This is a genomic window from Micromonospora sp. IBSANI012, assembly GCF_052814045.1.
The window spans coordinates 2,613,737-2,631,847 of the sequence record NZ_CP199933.1 but is presented as its reverse complement, the minus strand read 5'-3'; the positions used below and the strand labels follow the sequence as shown (position 1 = coordinate 2,631,847).

Annotated in this window: 15 protein-coding genes; 3 read left to right on the top strand and 12 right to left on the bottom strand. The window is 74.5% G+C overall.

Annotated elements, in window-relative coordinates; translation table 11 throughout:
• Positions 1 to 137 precede the first annotated feature (137 nt).
• Both ACTWM8_RS12060 and ACTWM8_RS12055 read left to right on the top strand, forming a co-directional pair.
• The gene (locus ACTWM8_RS12060) at positions 138 to 659 is read left to right on the top strand and encodes a DUF2243 domain-containing protein (protein WP_446213891.1); all 522 of its coding nucleotides are present in this window, start codon (positions 138 to 140) and stop codon (positions 657 to 659) included.
• Positions 656 to 1,423: a cytochrome c oxidase assembly protein gene (locus tag ACTWM8_RS12055; RefSeq protein WP_446213890.1), complete on the top strand. Its 768-nt coding sequence runs from the start codon at positions 656 to 658 to the stop codon at positions 1,421 to 1,423. The genes ACTWM8_RS12060 and ACTWM8_RS12055 overlap by 4 nt, the downstream gene beginning before the upstream one ends.
• A 92-nt stretch (positions 1,424 to 1,515) precedes the next feature.
• On the opposite strand, the gene ACTWM8_RS12050 is transcribed toward ACTWM8_RS12055, so the two are convergent.
• Complete coding sequence (locus ACTWM8_RS12050) at positions 1,516 to 2,496, bottom strand: helix-turn-helix transcriptional regulator (protein WP_446213889.1); 981 nt, start codon at positions 2,494 to 2,496, stop codon at positions 1,516 to 1,518.
• Positions 2,497 to 2,578: 82 nt separating this feature from the next.
• On the opposite strand from ACTWM8_RS12050, the gene ACTWM8_RS12045 reads away from it, so the two are divergent.
• On the top strand, positions 2,579 to 3,307 hold the full coding sequence (locus tag ACTWM8_RS12045; RefSeq protein WP_446213888.1) for an alpha/beta fold hydrolase: 729 nt from the start codon (positions 2,579 to 2,581) through the stop codon (positions 3,305 to 3,307).
• Positions 3,308 to 3,319: 12 nt separating this feature from the next.
• Here the strand turns inward: ACTWM8_RS12045 and ACTWM8_RS12040 are convergent, their stop codons facing one another.
• The 11 genes from ACTWM8_RS12040 to ACTWM8_RS11990 all read right to left on the bottom strand — a co-directional run bounded on the left by ACTWM8_RS12040 (position 3,320) and on the right by ACTWM8_RS11990 (position 18,005).
• Complete coding sequence (locus tag ACTWM8_RS12040) at positions 3,320 to 3,826, bottom strand: shikimate kinase (RefSeq protein WP_446213887.1); 507 nt, start codon at positions 3,824 to 3,826, stop codon at positions 3,320 to 3,322.
• On the bottom strand, positions 3,823 to 5,001 hold the full coding sequence (gene aroC, locus ACTWM8_RS12035) for a chorismate synthase (RefSeq protein ID WP_446213886.1): 1,179 nt from the start codon (positions 4,999 to 5,001) through the stop codon (positions 3,823 to 3,825). The genes ACTWM8_RS12040 and aroC overlap by 4 nt, the downstream gene beginning before the upstream one ends.
• Positions 5,002 to 5,363: 362 nt before the next feature.
• Complete coding sequence (locus tag ACTWM8_RS12030; RefSeq protein WP_446214533.1) at positions 5,364 to 6,254, bottom strand: sulfotransferase domain-containing protein; 891 nt, start codon at positions 6,252 to 6,254, stop codon at positions 5,364 to 5,366.
• A gap of 10 nt (positions 6,255 to 6,264) precedes the next feature.
• A complete protein-coding gene (locus tag ACTWM8_RS12025) occupies positions 6,265 to 7,821 on the bottom strand; it encodes a lipopolysaccharide biosynthesis protein (RefSeq protein WP_446213885.1) in 1,557 nt (518 codons plus the stop codon).
• On the bottom strand, positions 7,818 to 9,722 hold the full coding sequence (locus ACTWM8_RS12020; protein ID WP_446213884.1) for an O-antigen ligase family protein: 1,905 nt from the start codon (positions 9,720 to 9,722) through the stop codon (positions 7,818 to 7,820). Before ACTWM8_RS12020 ends, ACTWM8_RS12025 begins: the two co-directional genes overlap by 4 nt.
• Positions 9,715 to 10,656 carry a glycosyltransferase family 2 protein gene (locus tag ACTWM8_RS12015; RefSeq protein WP_446213883.1) on the bottom strand — a complete coding sequence of 314 codons (942 nt, stop codon included), beginning with the start codon at positions 10,654 to 10,656 and terminating at the stop codon, positions 9,715 to 9,717. The genes ACTWM8_RS12020 and ACTWM8_RS12015 overlap by 8 nt, the downstream gene beginning before the upstream one ends.
• On the bottom strand, positions 10,649 to 12,283 hold the full coding sequence (locus ACTWM8_RS12010) for a Wzz/FepE/Etk N-terminal domain-containing protein (protein WP_446213882.1): 1,635 nt from the start codon (positions 12,281 to 12,283) through the stop codon (positions 10,649 to 10,651). The genes ACTWM8_RS12015 and ACTWM8_RS12010 overlap by 8 nt, the downstream gene beginning before the upstream one ends.
• Before the next feature lie 187 nt (positions 12,284 to 12,470).
• Positions 12,471 to 14,387 (bottom strand): hypothetical protein, encoded by a 1,917-nt coding sequence (locus tag ACTWM8_RS12005; protein WP_446213881.1) that lies wholly within the window; start codon positions 14,385 to 14,387, stop codon positions 12,471 to 12,473.
• A gap of 226 nt (positions 14,388 to 14,613) precedes the next feature.
• Positions 14,614 to 15,555: a glycosyltransferase gene (locus tag ACTWM8_RS12000; protein ID WP_446213880.1), complete on the bottom strand. Its 942-nt coding sequence runs from the start codon at positions 15,553 to 15,555 to the stop codon at positions 14,614 to 14,616.
• Positions 15,556 to 15,634: 79 nt separating this feature from the next.
• Entirely contained in the window at positions 15,635 to 16,465 is an 831-nt protein-coding gene (locus ACTWM8_RS11995; RefSeq protein WP_446213879.1) for a phosphatase PAP2 family protein, read from the bottom strand.
• A 298-nt stretch (positions 16,466 to 16,763) separates the two neighbouring features.
• On the bottom strand, positions 16,764 to 18,005 hold the full coding sequence (locus ACTWM8_RS11990) for a hypothetical protein (RefSeq protein ID WP_446213878.1): 1,242 nt from the start codon (positions 18,003 to 18,005) through the stop codon (positions 16,764 to 16,766).
• Positions 18,006 to 18,111 lie beyond the last annotated feature (106 nt).

The window sequence follows — 18,111 nt, the reverse complement described above, 5'->3', positions numbered from 1 at the left end:
CCTAGTGCAGCCGGCACCGCCGCGACGGCGCTCGTCCACCTGGTGGCAAGCGACATTGCCGGCGAGCGGGTACGTTCGGCTCGTAAGGGCCGGACATAGGGCGAAGCGGACCCGGCCCACGACGGCGGAGGTTCCCCATGGCCACCACGACCATCGACGGCGCCGACATCCGGCTGCCCGCCACCATCCTCGGCGTCGGGCTCGGCGGCTTCGCCGACGGCATCGTCCTGCACCAGGTGCTCCAGTGGCACCATCTGCTCAGCAGCACCGACACCGACAACGTCGGGATCCGGGCGTACCCGGTGGACACCGTCCCCGGCCTTGAGATGAACACCCTCTGGGACGGCATCTTCCACGTGGTCACCTGGGTGGCGGTGCTCACCGGGCTGGCCCTGCTCTACGCCCGGGTGACCCGGTCCCGCGGCCGGCTCTGGCGCTCCCCGGCGCTGTGGGGCTGGGCGCTGGTGGGCTGGGGCCTGTTCAACCTGGTCGAGGGGGTCATCGACCACCAACTCCTGGGCATCCACCACGTGCACGGCGGCCCCCACCAAACGGCCTGGGACATCGGCTTCCTGCTGTTCGGCGCGGCGCTGGTCGCCGTCGGCTGGGCGGTGCAGCGCCGTGCCGACACGGTGGACACCTGCGCCGACCGGCGATGATCGGGCAGCACGGCGACGGAGTCGGCCCCCTGCTGCTCGTACCGCTGCTGCTCTTCTGGGTCTACCTGGCCGCGGCGCTGCGTCAGCGCGACCCGGGGCGCGGCGGCTGGAGCCACTGGCGTACCGCGAGCTTCGGTGTGGGCGCCGCGCTGCTCGCGGTGGCCGCGGTACTGCCCGGCCACGACCTGGTCGGGCACATGTGGCGACACCTGCTGGTCGGGATGCTGGCGCCGCTCGGGCTGATGCTCGGCGCGCCCGGCACCCTCGCGCTGCGCACGGTGCGCCGCGACGTCGGGCGGGCGGCGCTGCGGGTGCTGCGCCACCCGGTCCCGCGGGTGGCCGCCCACCCGGTCACCGGCCTGCTGCTCACCGCCGGCGGGCTCTACCTCCTGCACCTGACCCCGCTGTACCGGGCCACCCTGGCCGACCCGGGGCTGCACGGCCTGGTGCTGCTGCACTTCCTGGTCAGCGGGTACCTCTTCACCTGGGCGATCGCCGGCCCCGACCCGGGGCCGCACCGCCCCGGCGTGCCGCTGCGGCTGGTCGTGCTGGGGCTGTCGGTCGCCGCGCACGCCACCCTCGCCCAGCTCATGTACGCCGGCCTGGTCGACACCGCCGCGCCGGTGGCGCAGCTACGGGCGGCGGCGACGCTGATGTACTACGGCGGCGACCTGGCCGAGATCCTGCTCGCCCTCGCCCTGCTGGTCACCTGGCGGCCGGCGGCCCGGCGCGCCCGGTCCGAGCCCGCGCCGTCGCCCGCCTGAACCGGGACCCCGTCCACCGGTCCCGGCCGCCGCGCCGGTCCTGCCGGCGCCACCGGTCCCGGCCAGCGCGGGCTTCGCCGCGTCCTGGTCCGTCAGTCGGACGGTGGGGCGGGGCCGGGCCGGTCGGCCCAGGCGGCCAGCCGGGTCGCGTGGGCGCGGACGGCGTCGCGCAGCGCGTCCGGGCGGAGCACGGTGAACGGCCAGCCGAGCCCGGCGAGCAGCTGCGCCATCCCGTTGAGGTGCTCGGCGCGGGTCCGGAGCAGCACCCCGTCGGCGACCTCGGTGAGGTCGCCGACGCTGGGCGGGACGCGGCGTCGGGCGGTGACCAGATCGGTCTCCAGCAGCACCTCGACGGAGTGCGCGTACGGCACGCCGGCCAAGGAGCGGGTCACCTGGGCCACCGGGTCGAAGTCGTCCGGCACGGCGAAGGTCTCCGGGCCGGTGCTGACCGCGCCGATCCGGTCCAGCCGGAAGGTGCGCACCTCGTCCCGGAGGTGGTCGTAACCGGTGACGTACCAGCGGCCGGCGTGGACGACCAGCCCGTACGGGTCGAGCTGCCGCCGCGACGGGTCGCCCCGCCAGGAGCGGTAGTCCAACGTCACCCGGCGCCGTTGCCGGGCCGCCGCGCCGAGGGTGAGCAGCGTGCCGGTGGCCGGGCGCAGCGCCGGGTCGGCGCGGCGCAGCGTGAAGCCGAGGTGGTCCTGGACGGCGGCGAGCCGCTCCGCGAGGGGAGCCGGCAGCACCCGCCGGATCTTGGCCAGGGCGGTGGCGGTGGCCGGCTCCTCGGTGCCCAGCCCCAGCCGTTCCGCCGCGACCAGGCCGAGCAGCACCGCCACCGCCTCGTCGTCGGTGAGCATCAGCGGCGGCAGCTTGTAGCCGGGGCGCAGCCGGTAGCCGCCGTACCGGCCCCGCTCGGCGGTGACCGGGATGCCGAGGTCGACCAGGGTGGCGGCGTACCGGCGCACGGTGCGCTCGTCGACGCGCAGCCGGTCGGCCAGCTCGACGCCGGTGAGCCGATGTTGGCTCTGGAGCAGTTCGAGCATCGCGAGCACCCGACCGGCCGGATGTGACACGGGCCACCTCGCAATACCGGGCGGGAACTGTCCGGATTCCAGCCTACGGTGTGCGTGGACATCGAGACGAGGGAGATCTGAGATGGCGACGTTCGTGCTGGTGCCGGGGTTCTGGTTGGGCGGCTGGGCGTGGCGGGAGGTGACCGCCGACCTGCGCGGACGCGGCCACGACGTGTACGCGGTGACGCTGACCGGGGTGGCCGACCGGGCCCACCTCGCCGCCCCGGAGGTGGGCCTGGAGACGCACACCACCGACCTCACCGCGCTCATCGAGGCGGAGGAACTGCGCGACGTGGTGCTGGTCGGGCACTCCGGCGGCGGGATGCCGGTGACCCAGGCGGCCGACCGGATGCCGGACCGGATCGCCCGGGTGGTCCACGTGGAGAGCGGGCCGCTGCCCGACGGCGTGTCCCAGTTCGACACCAACCCGCCGGAGGAGCAGGAGCGGCTACGGGCGCGGATCGGCGACGGGCACCTGCTGCCGCCGCCGGCCTGGGAGCCGGCCGAGGACCCACAGAACCTGGCCGGTCTGGACGACGCCGCGCTGACGCTGCTGCGGCGCCGGTCCACCGGGCACCCGCTGGGCGCGGCGACCGATCCGGTGCGGCGTACCGGGGGGCGGCCCGTGCCGACCACGCTGGTGGCGTGCACCTTCCCGGTGGAGGTGGCCGCCGCGATGATCGCCGAGGGCCACCCGTTCTTCGCCGGTCTCACCGGCGCCGAGCTGCACGGGCTGCCGACCGGCCACTGGCCGATGCTGAGCGAGCCGAAGGCCCTCGCCGACCTGCTCGACACCATCGCCCGGGGCTGACCGCCGGCCGGGTCAGGGCTTGAGCAGGGCGACGATCTCGGCGGCCAGCTCCGGCGGGGTACGCCCGTCGGTGACCACGGTCGCGGTCGCCACCTCGGCGTAGAGCGGGCGGCGCTGGTCCATCAGGTGCTTGAGGGTGGCCCGCGGGTTGATCGCGAGCAGCGGCCGGCCGGCGCCGAGCCCGACCCGCTTCACCGCGTCGGGCAGCTCCACCGACAGGTGCACCACGGTGTGCCCGATCAGCGCGGCGCGGTTCTCCTCGGCGAGGACCGCGCCGCCGCCGAGGGCGAGCACCCCGCCGTGCGAGGCCAGCGCCGCCGCCACCGCCGCCCGTTCGAGGGTACGGAAGTGCGCCTCCCCCTCGTCGATGAAGATCTCCGGGATCGGCTTGCCGGCCAGCCGCTCGATGTCGGCGTCGGTGTCCCGGAAGTCGACCCCGAGCAGCGCCGCCAACTCCTCGCCGACGGTGGTCTTGCCGGAGCCGGGCGCCCCGACCAGCACGCAGATCGGCTTCGTCACCGGATCACCAGCGCGTCGAGGTAGCCGGCGAGGTTGCGGCGGATCTCCGCCACCGAGTCGCCGCCGAACTTCTCGGTGGCCGCCTCGGCCAGCACCAGCGCCACCATCGCCTCGGCGACCACGGCGGCGGCCGGCACGGCGCAGACGTCGGAGCGCTGGTTGATGGCGGTGGCCGGCTCGCCGGTGGTCACGTCGACCGTGGCGAGGGCCCGGTTCAGCGAGGAGATCGGCTTCATCGCGGCCTTGACCCGCAGCGGCTCACCGGTGGTGATGCCGCCCTCCAGGCCGCCGGCCCGGTCGGTGACCCGGCGGACGCCGGTGGCGGTGGGCATGATCTCGTCGTGCGCCTCGGAGCCGCGGGAGCGGGCCTGCTGCCAGCCGTCGCCGATCTCCACGCCCTTGATGGCCTGGATGGACATCAGCGCGGTGGCCAGCCGGGCGTCGAGCTTGCGGTCCCACTGCACGTGGCTGCCCAGGCCCGGCGGTACCCCGTACGCCAGCACCTCGACCACGCCGCCGAGGGTGTCGGCGGCCTTCTTCGCGGCGTCGACCTCGGCGACCATCCGGGCGCTCGCCTCCGGGTCCAGGCAGCGCAGCGGGTCGGCGTCGATCCGCTCGGCGTCCTCCGGCCGGGGCCGCAGGCCCGGCTTGGCGGTGACCGGGCCGAGCTCCACCACGTGCGAGACGATCTCGATGCCGAGGGCCTGCTTCACCAGTGCCTTCGCCACCGTGCCGACGGCCACCCGGGCGGCGGTCTCCCGCGCGCTGGCCCGCTCCAGGATCGGCCGGGCGTCGGTGTGGCCGTACTTCTGCATGCCGGCCAGGTCGGCGTGGCCGGGTCGGGGGCGGGTCAGCGGGGCGTTGCGGGCCTGCCGGGCCAGCTCGTCGGGGTCCACCGGGTCGGCGGCCATCACGGTCTGCCACTTCGGCCACTCGGAGTTGCCGACCCGGATGGCGACCGGGCTGCCCAGGGTGACGCCGTGCCGCAGGCCGCCGATGACCTCGACCTCGTCCCGCTCGAACGACATCCGGGCGCCCCGGCCGTAGCCGAGCCGGCGCCGGGCCAGCTCGTCGGAGATCTCCCGGGTGGTCACCTCGATCCCGGCGGGCACCCCCTCGAGCATCGCGACGAGGGCGGGTCCGTGGGATTCACCTGCAGTCAGCCAGCGCAACACAGCGCTCAGTCTGTCACGCCCGGTGGTCGGTCCCGCGCTGCGCCCGCCGCGTCCCGTCCTGCGGACGCGGCCGGTTGACCGAAACCCTTGATCACCTCCGCGCGCCGGACACGCTGCTGGAGCACTACTTCGAGCCGCTGCACGGTCAAGGCCTTCCTCATCTGCCCGGCTCCCTGCGGGTCGAAGGGAAGCGTCACCGTTCCGGACCGTCGGAACAGCGATGACCGCCAGGGCCGGACCAGAACGGGTTCGGCTGGTCCCCCGTCCGTGAGGGAGGCGGGAGGGAAATGCAGCGCGGCCACTGCGTCCCGCTGCTCCCGACAGACGACGTGCCATCCGGGCTGCATCGATCCGTCGGTCCGTCAGGACCAGTCGAAGCGCATCCGTAGGCGCTCCGACAGGGCCGCGTTGTGCGGTGCGAAGTAGGCACTCAGATCTGCTCGAACGTCGGGGTCCATAGCCCCGCTGCGCCGATGGTTGTGGGCCTCGTACGCGTTCAGTTGGTGCGGCGGAAGCCCCAGAAAAGCGAGCACCTGGGCGTAACTGGCCGCCGGCTCGGCGTACAGCTTCTCGCTGGGCAGGATGAGCATCTGCGCGGGATCGAAGCGGGCCAGCCACGACTCCAGGTGCTCCAGGTAGCGGCCCCGCGCTCGGTACGTGTACCAGTCGTACGCCTCGCTGAAATAGGTCGGGTCGGCGATCAGCCTCTCCCGCTCCCCCGCCGTCCGCTCCTCCTCCCGCGCCAACGCCTCAGCGAAGTCCAGCGGTTCCTTACCCTCGGTGCGCCGCTCCTTCCAATGGGAGTACGCGCGCTCCACCGGGTCACGCAGCAGGAAGATCAGCCGGACGTCTGGCAGCAAGTCGGCCACCCGCTGCGCAACGAGCGGGTGGAACATGTACAGCGGCGCCGCCTCGCCGACCCGGACGGGTCCACCGTGCCGCCGTTCCAGCGCCCGGCGCTGACGCTCCGTGGGGAAGTGCGAGCGGTACCACGCCTCGCCGTGCCCCCAGTTCTCCTCGAAGTAGTGCGAAGTCTTGGTGTTCCAGGCGGGAAAGAGCCGGGGCACCAGGGGGTGTTCCAGCAGGTAGCGCCAGAGCGAGGTGGTGCCGCCGCGCTTCGTGCCGGCGATCAGGAAATCCGGCAGCGGCCGCCGGTCGGCGGTGCGCTCGCCGTAACGAACGAGTGAGCTGCGCACCTGGTGGGTGACCTGGTGCGGCACCACGCCCTTGAGCCGGTCGCGGATCGTCATGATTCCCCTCTCGTCACGCCGGTCTCGGCTTGAGCATCGTCACGGCGGCACGGACCGTACGGCGGACCAGCCGATTCAGCAGCAGCGCGGCGGCAGCGACCGCCAACATCGCCAAGGCAAGAGCAAGGCCTGGTACGCCCCTTCCGGCCAGCAGTGCGCTCGCCACCGCGACCACCCCCGCACCGCCGCCGGCGGCGAGCGCCGCCCATCCCAACGGCCGGGTGAGCAGCGGCTCGCCGACGACGGCGCGGGCAGCCGCTGCGGCCAGCAGGTTCTCCACGACGATCCCGGCAGCCCACGCGTAGGCGGCGCCGAGCGCGCCGTGGTCGGGAATCAGCAGCACGCCAAGGCCGACGGTGAGCGCCAGGCCAACCAGGGTGGCGTAGAGGTGTCGGCGACTGTTGCCGCTCATCAACAGCATCGTCTGGACGATGCCGACCCCGGAGTTCACCATCATGGCCCCAGCGAGGACCACCAGTGGGGTGGCGCCGGCGGAGAATTCGTGGCCGAAGAGACTGAGGAAGCCCGGCGCGAAGACCGCGAGGAGCAGATAGGCGGGCCAGGACAGGATGATCACCACGACCGTCACCCGTCGGTAGACCAGCGCCGCGTCCGCGTTGCGTCCCTGCCCGAGCAGACGGGACAGCTGTGGCGCGACGGCCACCCGGAGCCCTTGCATGACGAGCAGCCCGGCGAGGGCGTAGCGGCCTACGGCACTGAACACGCCGGAGTCGGTCGCGCCGGCCAGCGCCGAAGTGAGCAGGACACCCACCCACATGCTGCTCGCGTCGATCGCCGCCGATACCGCCCGCGGCAGGGCGAAGCCCCAGAAAGTACGCCAGTCCGTGCTGTCCGGGAGCAGCCGCACTCCGGCCGACAGCCCGAGGGGTCGCACCAGCAGGACTCCGGCGGCCACCACGGCCAGGGCGACCGGCAGTAGCCAGGCGCCGAAACCGGCCACCACGCCGGCCCCGGTCGCCACCGTCGCCACCACCAGCGCGGGGCGGGCAAGAGGCACCAGTACGTACTGGATGCCAACCACCGCGATGACCGGCCGCACCGCGCGAACGGCAGCAAGCAGCACTGTCATCGCGACGGTGACCGGCAACGCCACGAAGGCGAGGCGCAGCAGTGCCGGACCGTCCGCCCCGTCGAAGAGAACTGGGGCGAGGTGGTCGACTGCGAGCGCCCCCACCACCGCAAGTGCCCCGGTGAGCAGCAGCACGGGCAGCAATGCCACCGGCAGCAGCCGGGCCGCGTCGCCATCCGCCCCGGTCCTGCGCCTCGGCAGCGCCCAGACCAGTGCGGTGTCGGCGCCGGCGCAGCAGATCGCGCCCAGGATGGTGACCACGCCGATGGCGGTGAACATCGCGCCGGAGCCGGCCGGCCCCAGCCCACGGACGATCACGACCGTCAGCACGAAGCCCAGCAGGCCGTTGACCGCCGCCCCGGCCAGCCCGACCATCCCGCTGCGCGTGCTCCGGCGTACCTCCCGCTCGCCGGTCGACCCACCGGCGTCCGCGACGGCCGTGGCGGCCGCGCCGGTCGGCCGCGTACCCGGATCGGTCATGCCGTCCCTCCCTGGCGTGGCGCGTCCGCGACCGGCCGGTCCGGCTCGGACGCCGGCGGCCGGACCGCCTCGGCCGCCGGTACGGCCGGGGCCGGCACGGGAGGCGGGGCGGTCGCGGCCCGGGGCGCGGCCGTCGCACCCGGCGTAGCAGGCGCAGGAGGCGGGCCGGCTGCGGCCCGGGGCGCGGGCACGGCGGTCCCGGCCGACTGGGCCGGCGTGGCAGGCGCAGGGGGCGGGGTGGTCGCGGATCGGGGCGCAGGCACGCCAGTCGTGGCTTCCGCCCTCGTCGACGGCGGGGCGATCGACGCAGGCGGGGCGGTCGCGGATCGCGGTGTCGGCACGACCGGCGCGACATTCGGAGCCGGGAACGTCGCGGGCGGCGTGGCCGGCGCGGATCGCGGGGCCGGGAACGTCGCGGGCGGCGTGGCCGGCGCGGATCGCGGGGCCGGGACCGCCGCGGGCGGCGTGGCCGGCGCGGAGGGCGGGGCCAGCGGTTCCGGCATGCGCAGCGGGACGGCGGCCACCCCGGTCGCCGGCTGCGGCGCGGGCGGGGGCACCGGCGGCGCGGGCACCGCGGCCCGGCCGACCCCCCGGGTACGCCAGGGGGCCAGCGACACCGGCTGGGCCATGGTGGACGGGCCGGTCGGCGCCCGGTTGACCGGCCCGCCCACCGCCGCCAACCCGGCCCCGACGGCGAAGAAGATCACCGACAGGTTCGGGTCGATGTAGGCGTAGACCGGGATGACCACCAGTGCGATCACCGGCACGGTGCTCAGCCAGTGCCCGGCCGGCGAGACCGCGGCGGCCAGCCGCCGGGCCACCAGCACCAGCCAGCCGAGGAAGACCACCAGCGCCGGGATGCCGTGGCTGTAGAGGATCTGCCAGATGAGGCCCTGGGTGCCCAGCGGCTCCTCGGCGAGGGTGGTGTCCACGCTCTTCGGCGCGCCGTACCCGAGCAGTGGCGAGCGCTCGACCGCCTGCCAGGTCCGCACGTAGAGGTCCATCCGGTCGACGTTGGTGTCGGTGCTGCTGACCCGGGCGTCGATCATCTCCTGCACCGGCACGACCAGGCTGACCACCCAGACCAGCACGACCAGCCCGCCGATCGAGACGATCAGCCGGGCGTTGCCCCGGACCAGGGCGCGCAGGCCCAGGTAGAGCAGGCCGGCGCCGAGCCCGAGGAACATGCCCCGGTTGAGCGTCAGGAACGCCGGCACCACCGACAGCGGCAGCGACACCCACAGCGCCACCCGGAACCGCCCGGTACGCACCGAGGTCAGGTACGCCAGCACGCAGGGCACCAGCAGCGCGTACGCGGTGCCCCAGTTGTTGGTGTACGGGTACGGCGCCGCGGTGCGGTAGATCGGGGTGCGCGACTGCGGGTTGAACTCGTTGGCCCGCACATGGGTCAGCGCCTGGATGAACCGCTCCCCCGAGATGCTGTGCGGCAGGGCCATCTCCACCGGGGTGGTCAGGGCGAAGGTGGGCATCAGCACGGCCAGCCAGCCCAGCGCCACCACGCCCAGCCAGTACCAGCCCAGCGGGCGCAGCACCCGGTCCCACCGGGTGCCGTCGCGGACCAGGGTGTGCACGTACACGCAGACCACCAGCGCGGTCGCCAGGAAGCCGAAGCGCAGCCCGAAGGAGAGGTAGGCGGTGGCCCGGTCCAGCCGGGTGGCGCTGAGCAGCACCAGGGTGAGGAAGACCAGCCAGGCGGCGCTGCCGGGGGGCAGCGCGACCCGGCCGCGGGTGACCAGCAGGGCGAGCAGCACGACCCCGAAGAGCGACCAGCCGAGGTAGAACGCGCCCAGCGCCCACCAGAGCGGCACCAGGGCGAACATGGCCGTCAGCGGCCAGACGGGCAGCGGCGGCGCGGTCGCCCCGGGCCGCCGGTCAGACACCCCGGCCCCGGCGCTGGGCCAGCCGGAGCACCCGCTCCCCGGAGAGCAGGCCGAGCACCACCGGCACGGTCACCAGCACCCGCTTCTCGCGGGGGTTGAGCCGGACCACCCGGCCCAGCTCGCGCACCGCCTCCCGGCGCCGCCGCCCGGAGGCGAGCGCGAAGGCGATCTGGCCGTGCAGGCGGGCCAGCCCGGTCCGGCTGCCGGCCAGCTCCGGGTGCTTGGCGAGCAGGTAGCGGGTGGCCTCGACGATCATGGCCCAGCGGCCGAAGAAGAACGACCCGCCGTGCCAGTCCACCACCACCAGCACCTCCGGCACGATCACCACCGGGCCGTGCGCGGCCACCCGCAGCAGCCACTCGTAGTCCTCGCCGTAGCCGCCCGGCAGCTCCTCGTCGACCGGGCCGACCGCGTCCCAGGTGGACCGCCGGACCAGGATGGTGCTGGAGTGCACCTCCATCACCCGGTCCTCGACGAAGTCGGGCAGGCCGACCTCGGCCCGGTCCAGGCGCCGCTCCTTGGCGATGCCCGGGCCCTCCAGCCGGATGCCGCAGCTCGCGGCGGCTGCGTCGGGGCGGGCCGCCAGCAGCTCCACCTGCCGGGCGAGCTTGGTCGGCAGCCAGAAGTCGTCGTCGTCGCAGAACGCGATGAGGTCGCTGGTCGCCTCGTCCGCGCCGGTGTTGCGGCCGCCGGGCAGCCCGCGCCGGTGCGTGTTGGTGACGTACCGCAGGGTGCACCCGGCCGGCACGGTCAGGTCGAGCGGGCGGATCTCGGTGTGGTCGTACACCACCACGCACTCGACCGGCCCCGGGTAGTCCTGGTCGAGCACCGCCCGCACGGCCCGCTCCAGCAGCCCCGGTCGGTCCCGGGTGGCCACCACCACGGTCACCGGGGGGTACGCCGTCGCGGCGCCCGGCTGGTCGCGGTCAGTCACGGCCGTCTCCCGTCAGCACGAATCCGACCGGCTCCACCCCGACGGCGCGCAGCCGGTCCACCAGTTGGGTCAGCTGACCCGTCCGGGTCCGGTCCCGGGCCGCGACCAGCAGCGCCCGGCCATCCCGGGCGGCCCGGACCCCACGCTCGTCGTGCAGCGCGGGCGGCGCGTCCAGCACGGTGAGCCCGTCCGAGGAGGTGCCGTCCAGGTCGACGAGGCGGACCTTGCCGGTGCCGATGCGCAGCTCCTGCCCGGCGGTCGCCGCGCCGCCGGCAGCCGACCGGGCGGTCGGGATGATCTCCGTCTTGTCTTCCGGCGTGGTGGTGGAGCGGTACACCGCGCCGTTCTTCGCCTCGGCGGAAGTGGGGAACGGTCGGGGCTTGCGGACCGCCGGGATCACGGCGGTGTCCTCCGGCCCGGCGGCCGTCGTCGCCGGGGTGGTGGCGGGCACCGGGCGGGGACGGGGCAGCGGGCGGGAGCGGGCCGGCTCCACCGGCGGGTTGCGGCGCTGCGCGTCCAGCATCAGCGGGCGGATCCGGTCCAGGCTCTCCGGCGTGACGCCGAGGCGTACGTCGTGCCCGGCGGCGGCCAGCACCGCGGCGAGCCCGGCGGTGACCTGCTCGCGGCCCTCGTCGGTCGCCGAGGAGAGCACCACCAGCGGGGTCCGCTGCGGCCCGTCGACCCAGCGGCCCAGGGCCAGCACGAGGTAGCGCAGGTCCGACTCGTCCGGCTGCCCGCCCCGGCGGCAGCGCACCGTGCCCAGCAGCGGCGCGCCGATCGTCGCGGCGGCCTCGGCGGCGGTGCGCACCCGGCGGTCCAGGGACTCCCGGACGAAGGCCACCAGCCCGCCGAGGAGCAGCCCGCCGAGCAGGCCGGCGACCAGGAGCAGCGGCGCCGCGTCCCGGCTGGAGGGCACCGGGGCACGGGCGGCGCTGGTCACCGAGCCGGGGCTCAGGTCGGCGGAGGCCACCTTGGAGCGCTGTTCGGCGAGGGTGGCGAGCTGGTCGTTGAGCGCCCGCAGCTGGTCCAGCAGGGCGCTGGTGCGCGGGGACGGGTTGCTGGAGCTCTGGTTGGCCGGCAGTGACCGCTGTGTCGTCGTGCGCTGGGCGGTGACCAGGTCGATCGTGTCGTCGTACGACTTGAGCACCGCGGCGCGCTGGTTCTCGTACATGCCCTTGCGCAGTTCCAGGTACGACTCGGCGGCGCCGTTCGCGCCGTCCACCGCCTCGCGCTCGGTGTGCCCGGCGTAGCTGAAGCGCATCACCTGCCCACCGACCGGGGTCTCCACCTCCAGGGCGTCGGCCACCTCATTGGTGTCCCGCCCGGTGATGCCGGCGACCTTGTCGATGACGTCGTTGCTGGTGGCGATCCCGCTCTCGGCCGTCATGTTCACCGCGCGGTCGGCGCCGCCGGACGGCACCGAGAACGGGTCGGTCACCACCGGCCGGACCACCACGGCCGTGGTCCCGGTGTAGGTGGCCGGCAGCACGAACAGGTAGGCCAGCACGGCCGCCAGCACCAGCGCCGCGCAGGCGAGCACGATCCGCCACCGCCGCAGCGGGATGCGGGCCAGCTCGACGAGGCCGACCGGGCGTTGCCGGGCGGAAGCGACGTCGGTCACGTCCATCAGGTCAGGTCCTTGCGCGATGAGGAAGGGTGGCCGGCACCGGCCGGGTGACGACCGCCGGGGCCGGTGGGTCGTCTCATTGTCGCCGAGGGTTCACCCGCGGTCGACAGCCGACCGGCCCCCTGCGGTACGGGCGGTCCGCCGGTGTCTCGGGGACACCGGCGGACCGCCCGGCACACGGATCGGGTCAGGAGGTGGCGAAGAACAGCGTCGGGCTGGACCAGTTCACGCCGGCCGAGGCGGGCGCGAGCCGGAACGAGGCCCTGCCCTCGACGGCCCGCTGGTTGAACGGGACGGTACGCAGCACGCCGTCCACGTTGCCGTACACGATTTTGCCGTTGACCCAGGCCAGGCCGCGGGCATTGCCCCAGTAGACGTTGAGGCTGGGCACCGTGAACTCGGTGCAGCCGACGATGTGGCCGTCCGGCTCCAGGTAGCGGTAGAAGAGCTTGTTGATGCCGGCCTTCGTGTAGTACATCCGGCCGTCGAGGTAGAACGCTCCGGTCATCGAGGCGGCGTTGAACCACGAGTTGTAGCCGCTGCCGATCCAGGGCGCGCCCACCGAGCTGCCCGAGAAGACCGACACGTCCAGGTAGCTGCCGTTCGGCGCGGTCGCGTCGGTCTTGGACCAGTAGAGCTTGTTGCCGACGGAGAACGACGCACCGGCTGCCGTGAGGTTGGGCTGGCTGGTGGTCACCGGGGCGCCCAGCGTGGTGCCGTCGAACGGCACCTTGGTCGCCTGGCCGTCGGCGGCGCTGATGTAGAGGTAGCCCGAGGCGGCCGACGGCGTGTTGACCGCCGGGATCGTACGGCCACCGGCCAGCGGGAACAGCCCCATCCGGCCGTGGTACTCGTTGCCCAGGCCGTCGTTGTCGAAGCCGGCGAGCAGGCCGTTGCTGCCGCGCCACAGCTCCCACAGGATCGGGCCCCAGTCCGTGGTGCCGGCCGGCGCGCCCGAGCGGGTCGGGTTCCACACCAGCGGCAGGCCGTTGATCGGGTCCAGCGCGCCCAGGCCGAACCGGTTGATCGCGCCGGCGCCGGCGGAGTCGTTGCCGTTGGCGTTGTTCAGCCAGCGGAAGTGCCCGCCGACGTAGACCACGTTGTCGGCCACCTCGACCGACGTCACCGAGTCGGTGCCGGTGTAGTTGACCCAGGTGCCGTCGATGGCGGCGCCCCGGGTCGCGGTCTCGAACCGGACGATCGCGTCGCAGTACGCCCCGTCCGCCCGGCCGCCGTCCGCGATGATCACGAAGTAGCTGCCGTCGTCGGAGAAGTCGACGTCGCGGGCGTAGAACGGGAAGCCGTTGTGGCAGGGCGCCACGTACCGCTGGGTGCTCCAGTTGGCGACGGTCGGCGTGCCGGTCAACTGCTCGACGACCACCACCTGGTTGCGCGCCTGGCCGTTGACCTGGGTGAAGTTGCCCACCGCGACCAGCGTCTTCCCGTCCGGCGCCACGGCGAGGCCCCACACCAGCTCGGCGCCGGTCCGCGCGACGCTGGCGTCGATCTGGAAGGTGGGGTCGATGGCGCCGGTGCTGGTGTCCAGCCGGGCCAGCAGCGAGTGCTGGGTGCCGTTGACCCAGTGGAAGGCGCCGGCGATGTAGAGCTTGTTGCCCAGCACGACGGTGCGCCGGACCAGCCCGCCGTCGCTGCGGCCGACCCAGGAGGCGACGGTGGCGCCCGTGGCCGGGTCCAGCTCGACGAGGTTCTTGCGGGCCACGCCGTTGACCGTGCCGAACGCGCCGCCGACGATGAGCTTGCCGTCCGGGCTGGCGGCCAGCGCGTGCACCGCGCCGTCCAGCGCCGGCGCGAAGCCCGCCTTCAGCGCCCCGCTCGCGCGGTCGTACGCGAACAGGTAGCTGCGGGCCGTCCAACTCGCGTCGCCGGCCGCCTTGATCGAGGTGAACGAGCCACCGACGTAGACGGTGCTGCCGATCTCGGCGAACGCCTTCACGTCGCCGTTCTGCGCGTGCGGGATGTTGTCGGCCGGGTTCGCCGAGGTGAGGGGCATGGACACCGGCGCCAGGCCGTCCGCCCGGGCGGGCGCGGCCAGCAGGCCGACGGCCAGCACCGGCGTGGCGAGCGCGGCGAGCCACCGCCGCAACCCCGGCACCCGGCGCGATCGAGACGACGTTCTGAGAAGCACGGGCGCCCCCAATGATGAAGTGAGATCCGTTGTAGCTTGCTGCGTTCCGATTTGTCGCACCATCAACCGGCCAGTCCGTTTGGACGGCGGCTCGGTCCGGTCCTGCCGTCCCGGTCGCCGCGGGCCAGCCCATGGTGGACGATGACCCCGGTTCGACCGGTGGACGTGCCGGCCGGCGCGGGCGTCACGCCGTCCACCGGAACGGTGCCGGCGCGCCGCTCGCGCCGACCGTCCACGATGCCGCCTCGGCCAGGTCGTCGACGGTGATCTCGTCGGCCTCCCGGGCCAGCACCAACCCCCGGCGGTCCAGTTCGCGGGCCATCTCGACCTGGTGGTCGTCGACGTGCTCGCCGTGCCGGCGACGGCGGGGCACGTAGACGGCACGGTGCCCGGCGCGCATCGCGGCCAGCGCCGAGCCGACCCCGGCGTGCGTGACGACGATGTCCGCCTCCCGCATGGCCTGCCGCATCTCGGCGTACGGCACCTCGCGGCGGGCGCCGACGGGCATCCCCGCAACGACCGTCGAGCCGACCTGCCAGAGGACCTCCGCCTCCGGCGGGAGAACGTCGACCAGGCGACGCAGCAATCGGGGGAACCCGAACCGGTCGTGGGTGCCGAGGGCGACCACGATCCGCGACACCGGCCGGGGCGTCACCCGCCGGGTGGCGACGTAGGTGTCGAAGATGGAGCCGCCGTACGTCCACCGGCCGGCGGCCCAGCCCGGGTACTGGGTGTAGAGCTGGGTGCGGGGCATCCGGGCGACCAGCCGTCCGGTGAGCGAGGGCCCCTCGGTGCGGGTGGCGCTCTCGATGTAGTGGCAGGCCAGGCCGTGGCGGACGGCGGGCAGGAAGAACGACATGGCCACGCTGGCGCCGGTGCTGATCACCTGCCGGAACCGTCCACCGCCGAGCACCCGGCGGGCCGCGAGCAGGTCGCGCAGCGCGCCCACCGCGTCCCGGGTGGTGGCCGGCGGGACGTGGATGACCTCCTGGCCGTCGAGCAGCGACCGGCTCTGCCCCGAGTCGAAGGTGGCCCAGACGCAGTCGTCCTGCACGCCGAGCCGGGGGGCCAGGTCGTGCAGCTCGGCGAGGTGTCCACCGGTGGAGGCGACGAGAAGGGTGGTCACGTCGGTGCCAGCTTCCATGTCGAGGGGTGGTGGGTCCGGTCGCCGTCGGATCGGGGTGGCGGCGGCCGGGCCCGGGTGCTCAGGTGCCGGCGGCGACCACCTGCCGGGTCGACTGGGTCCGCCCCGCCCGGGGCCGGATCCGGCCCTCGGCGACCAGCAGCGCCAGCGCCATCACCGCGAACAGTGCGGTGGCGAAGACCCAGCCGCCGACCACGTCGGTCAGCCAGTGCTTCTCGGCGTAGATCCGCGTGTAGCCCTCAAGGCTGACCAGCGTCACCACCAGGGTCACCAGGGCCACCCGGACGCCGCGCGGCAGGCGCCAGGTCAACATCGCCAGCACGGCGATGGTGCCGAAGGTCATCATGATCCGCGCGCACCCGCCCGACGGGTAGGTTCCCAGGTCGGTCGGGGGGTGGCCGCGGTCGACCATGGTCGCCAGAATGGCCTGGACGTACTGCTCGACGACGAACTGCAGGGGCAGCACGACCAGCGGAATCCACCACCGGCGGCGCCGCCACAGGACGACGAAGACCACCGTCGCCACGCCGGTGACCCACTTGAGCGGGTACCGGTCACCGAGCGCGGTGTAGAAGGAGTTCAACTCCGCCCAGGTGTCGACCCTTCGGGCGTGCACGTAGTCGAAGACGGGATGGTCGACGTGCGGTTCGAGGCGGGACAGCGCCTCCCCCAGCGGCCAGCAGATCGCCACCACCGCGGCGCAGCCGGCGAGCAGCACGACCAGCGCGGCCCCGGTCCGGCCGAACGCGTCGGTCAGCCCGGCCACCGCCACCCGCAGCCGGTGCGCCGCCCGACCGTCGCGGACCACCGGCGCCCAGCGGGTCGCCGCCACCGGCGTCAGCACCACGGGCACCAGCACCGCCAGCAGCCCCAGCGCGTAGATGAGCATCATCGTCGGTCGCCGCCGTTCCGTCGGCCGGTCGACCCGCCGACCATCGCCCGCCGGGCGGTCCCGCGCCCGACGTCACCTGCCGTTGCCATCCGTCCCCCTGCCACGCCGGCGCACCGCCGGCCCGCCCCACACCGGAGCCCGGCGGCGCCCCCACGCCGGGCAGGATCGACCACGCCGTCGCCGGCAGGTGGTGATCGAGACACCCTAGAGGACCGGTTCCGATGAGCGGTAGTGAGCAGATCGCTCACGCGGCTTTTTCCCCGGTTTGCCGGCCGCCTCCCCGACAGTCGCGCCCCGATCAGCCGGTCCCGTCGGACAGCCGCTCGGCGAGGACGTGCAGCAGCGCGGGGTGCAGCCGGTCGCTCCAGCCGCCGCCCCCGGCGGCCAGCTCCGCCGTGCGCAGCCACAGCTCGACGAGGTACGCGTCGGCGACGAGCCGCCGGCGGGTCGCGTCCAGCCCGAACGCCTCGCCGTGCCGTTGAAGCACCGCGACCATCTCGGCGGCGGCCTCCGGCACCGGCCGGCCGCCCAGCGACAGCGCGCTCTGGAACCCCTGGTGGGCCAGGTCGAACCCGACCGGGCGGTGCGCGCCGCTGTTCTCCCAGTCCCAGGCGACCAACCGGCCGCTGTGGCGGCCGAGGTTCCAGGGCACCCAGTCGCCGTGCCAGTGGCCGAACTCCAGTGTGGTGTCGCCGTCGCGGGCGACGAGCGCGGCGACCGCGTCGACGACCGGACCGCCGGCGCGTTCGGCGCGCGCGCCGAGGTCGGCCAGGAACGGCGAACCGCGCAGCGGGCGGGGCGTCGCCGCCGGGCCACCCCGACGGGCCACCGCCAGCATCGCGGCCACCTCGGGACGCTCCGGGTGCGACAGTCGGCGGACCCGGGCGGGCATCGGCTCGACCAGGGTCACCGCCAGGTCGCCCCAGCGCAGCTTGCGCAGCAGCCGGGGCACGTCCGGGAAGCCGCCGCCGTCGCGGGGCAGTTCGCGCAGCGCCACGGCCTCCGCCGCCACCATCGCCCGGGTCGCGTCGTTCCAGCCGATCTTCGCGTACCCGCGGGCCGCGCCCCGGTCGTCGAAGAGTTGCAGGGTCGGCTTGTGGTGCGGGTCCGGCGGCCGGATGCCGATCGCCGCGTGCAGCCGGCAACCGGCCAGCCGGCCCAGGTGCGCGGCCAGCAGCAGCTCGGTCTCCTCGACCCCGTCCGGGACGGCGACCGTCAGCACCGGCATCCGGGCCAGCCCGGTGGCGCCGAGCCGGGCCAGCACGCCGACGGCGAGCCGGTTGGCCCGTACCCGGGGTGGCCGCAGCGCGTTGTACGCCAGCGTCGAGGCGGCCCCGACCCGCCGGGAGGCCAGCGGCAGCAGGAACTTCGCCCGCGCCACCGACGGCACCACCGCGAACCGGGCGGCGACGCGATGCCCGGGCGGGGGCGCGGCGGCGGAGACGTCCAGCCACAACCGGGGGTCGCCGAAGATCGCCCGACTCACCCAGCCGATGCCGTCGGAGCGTTCGCGGGGATCGTCCGCCCGGTGCGCCGCCATGCCGTCTCCCGTCCGCCCGCACCTGCCACCGGTCCGCGCTGGCGGACACGATAGGGCCCGGGGGCAACGAACCGCCCGACGGGCTGCGAGCCCGCCGGCGGCGCGG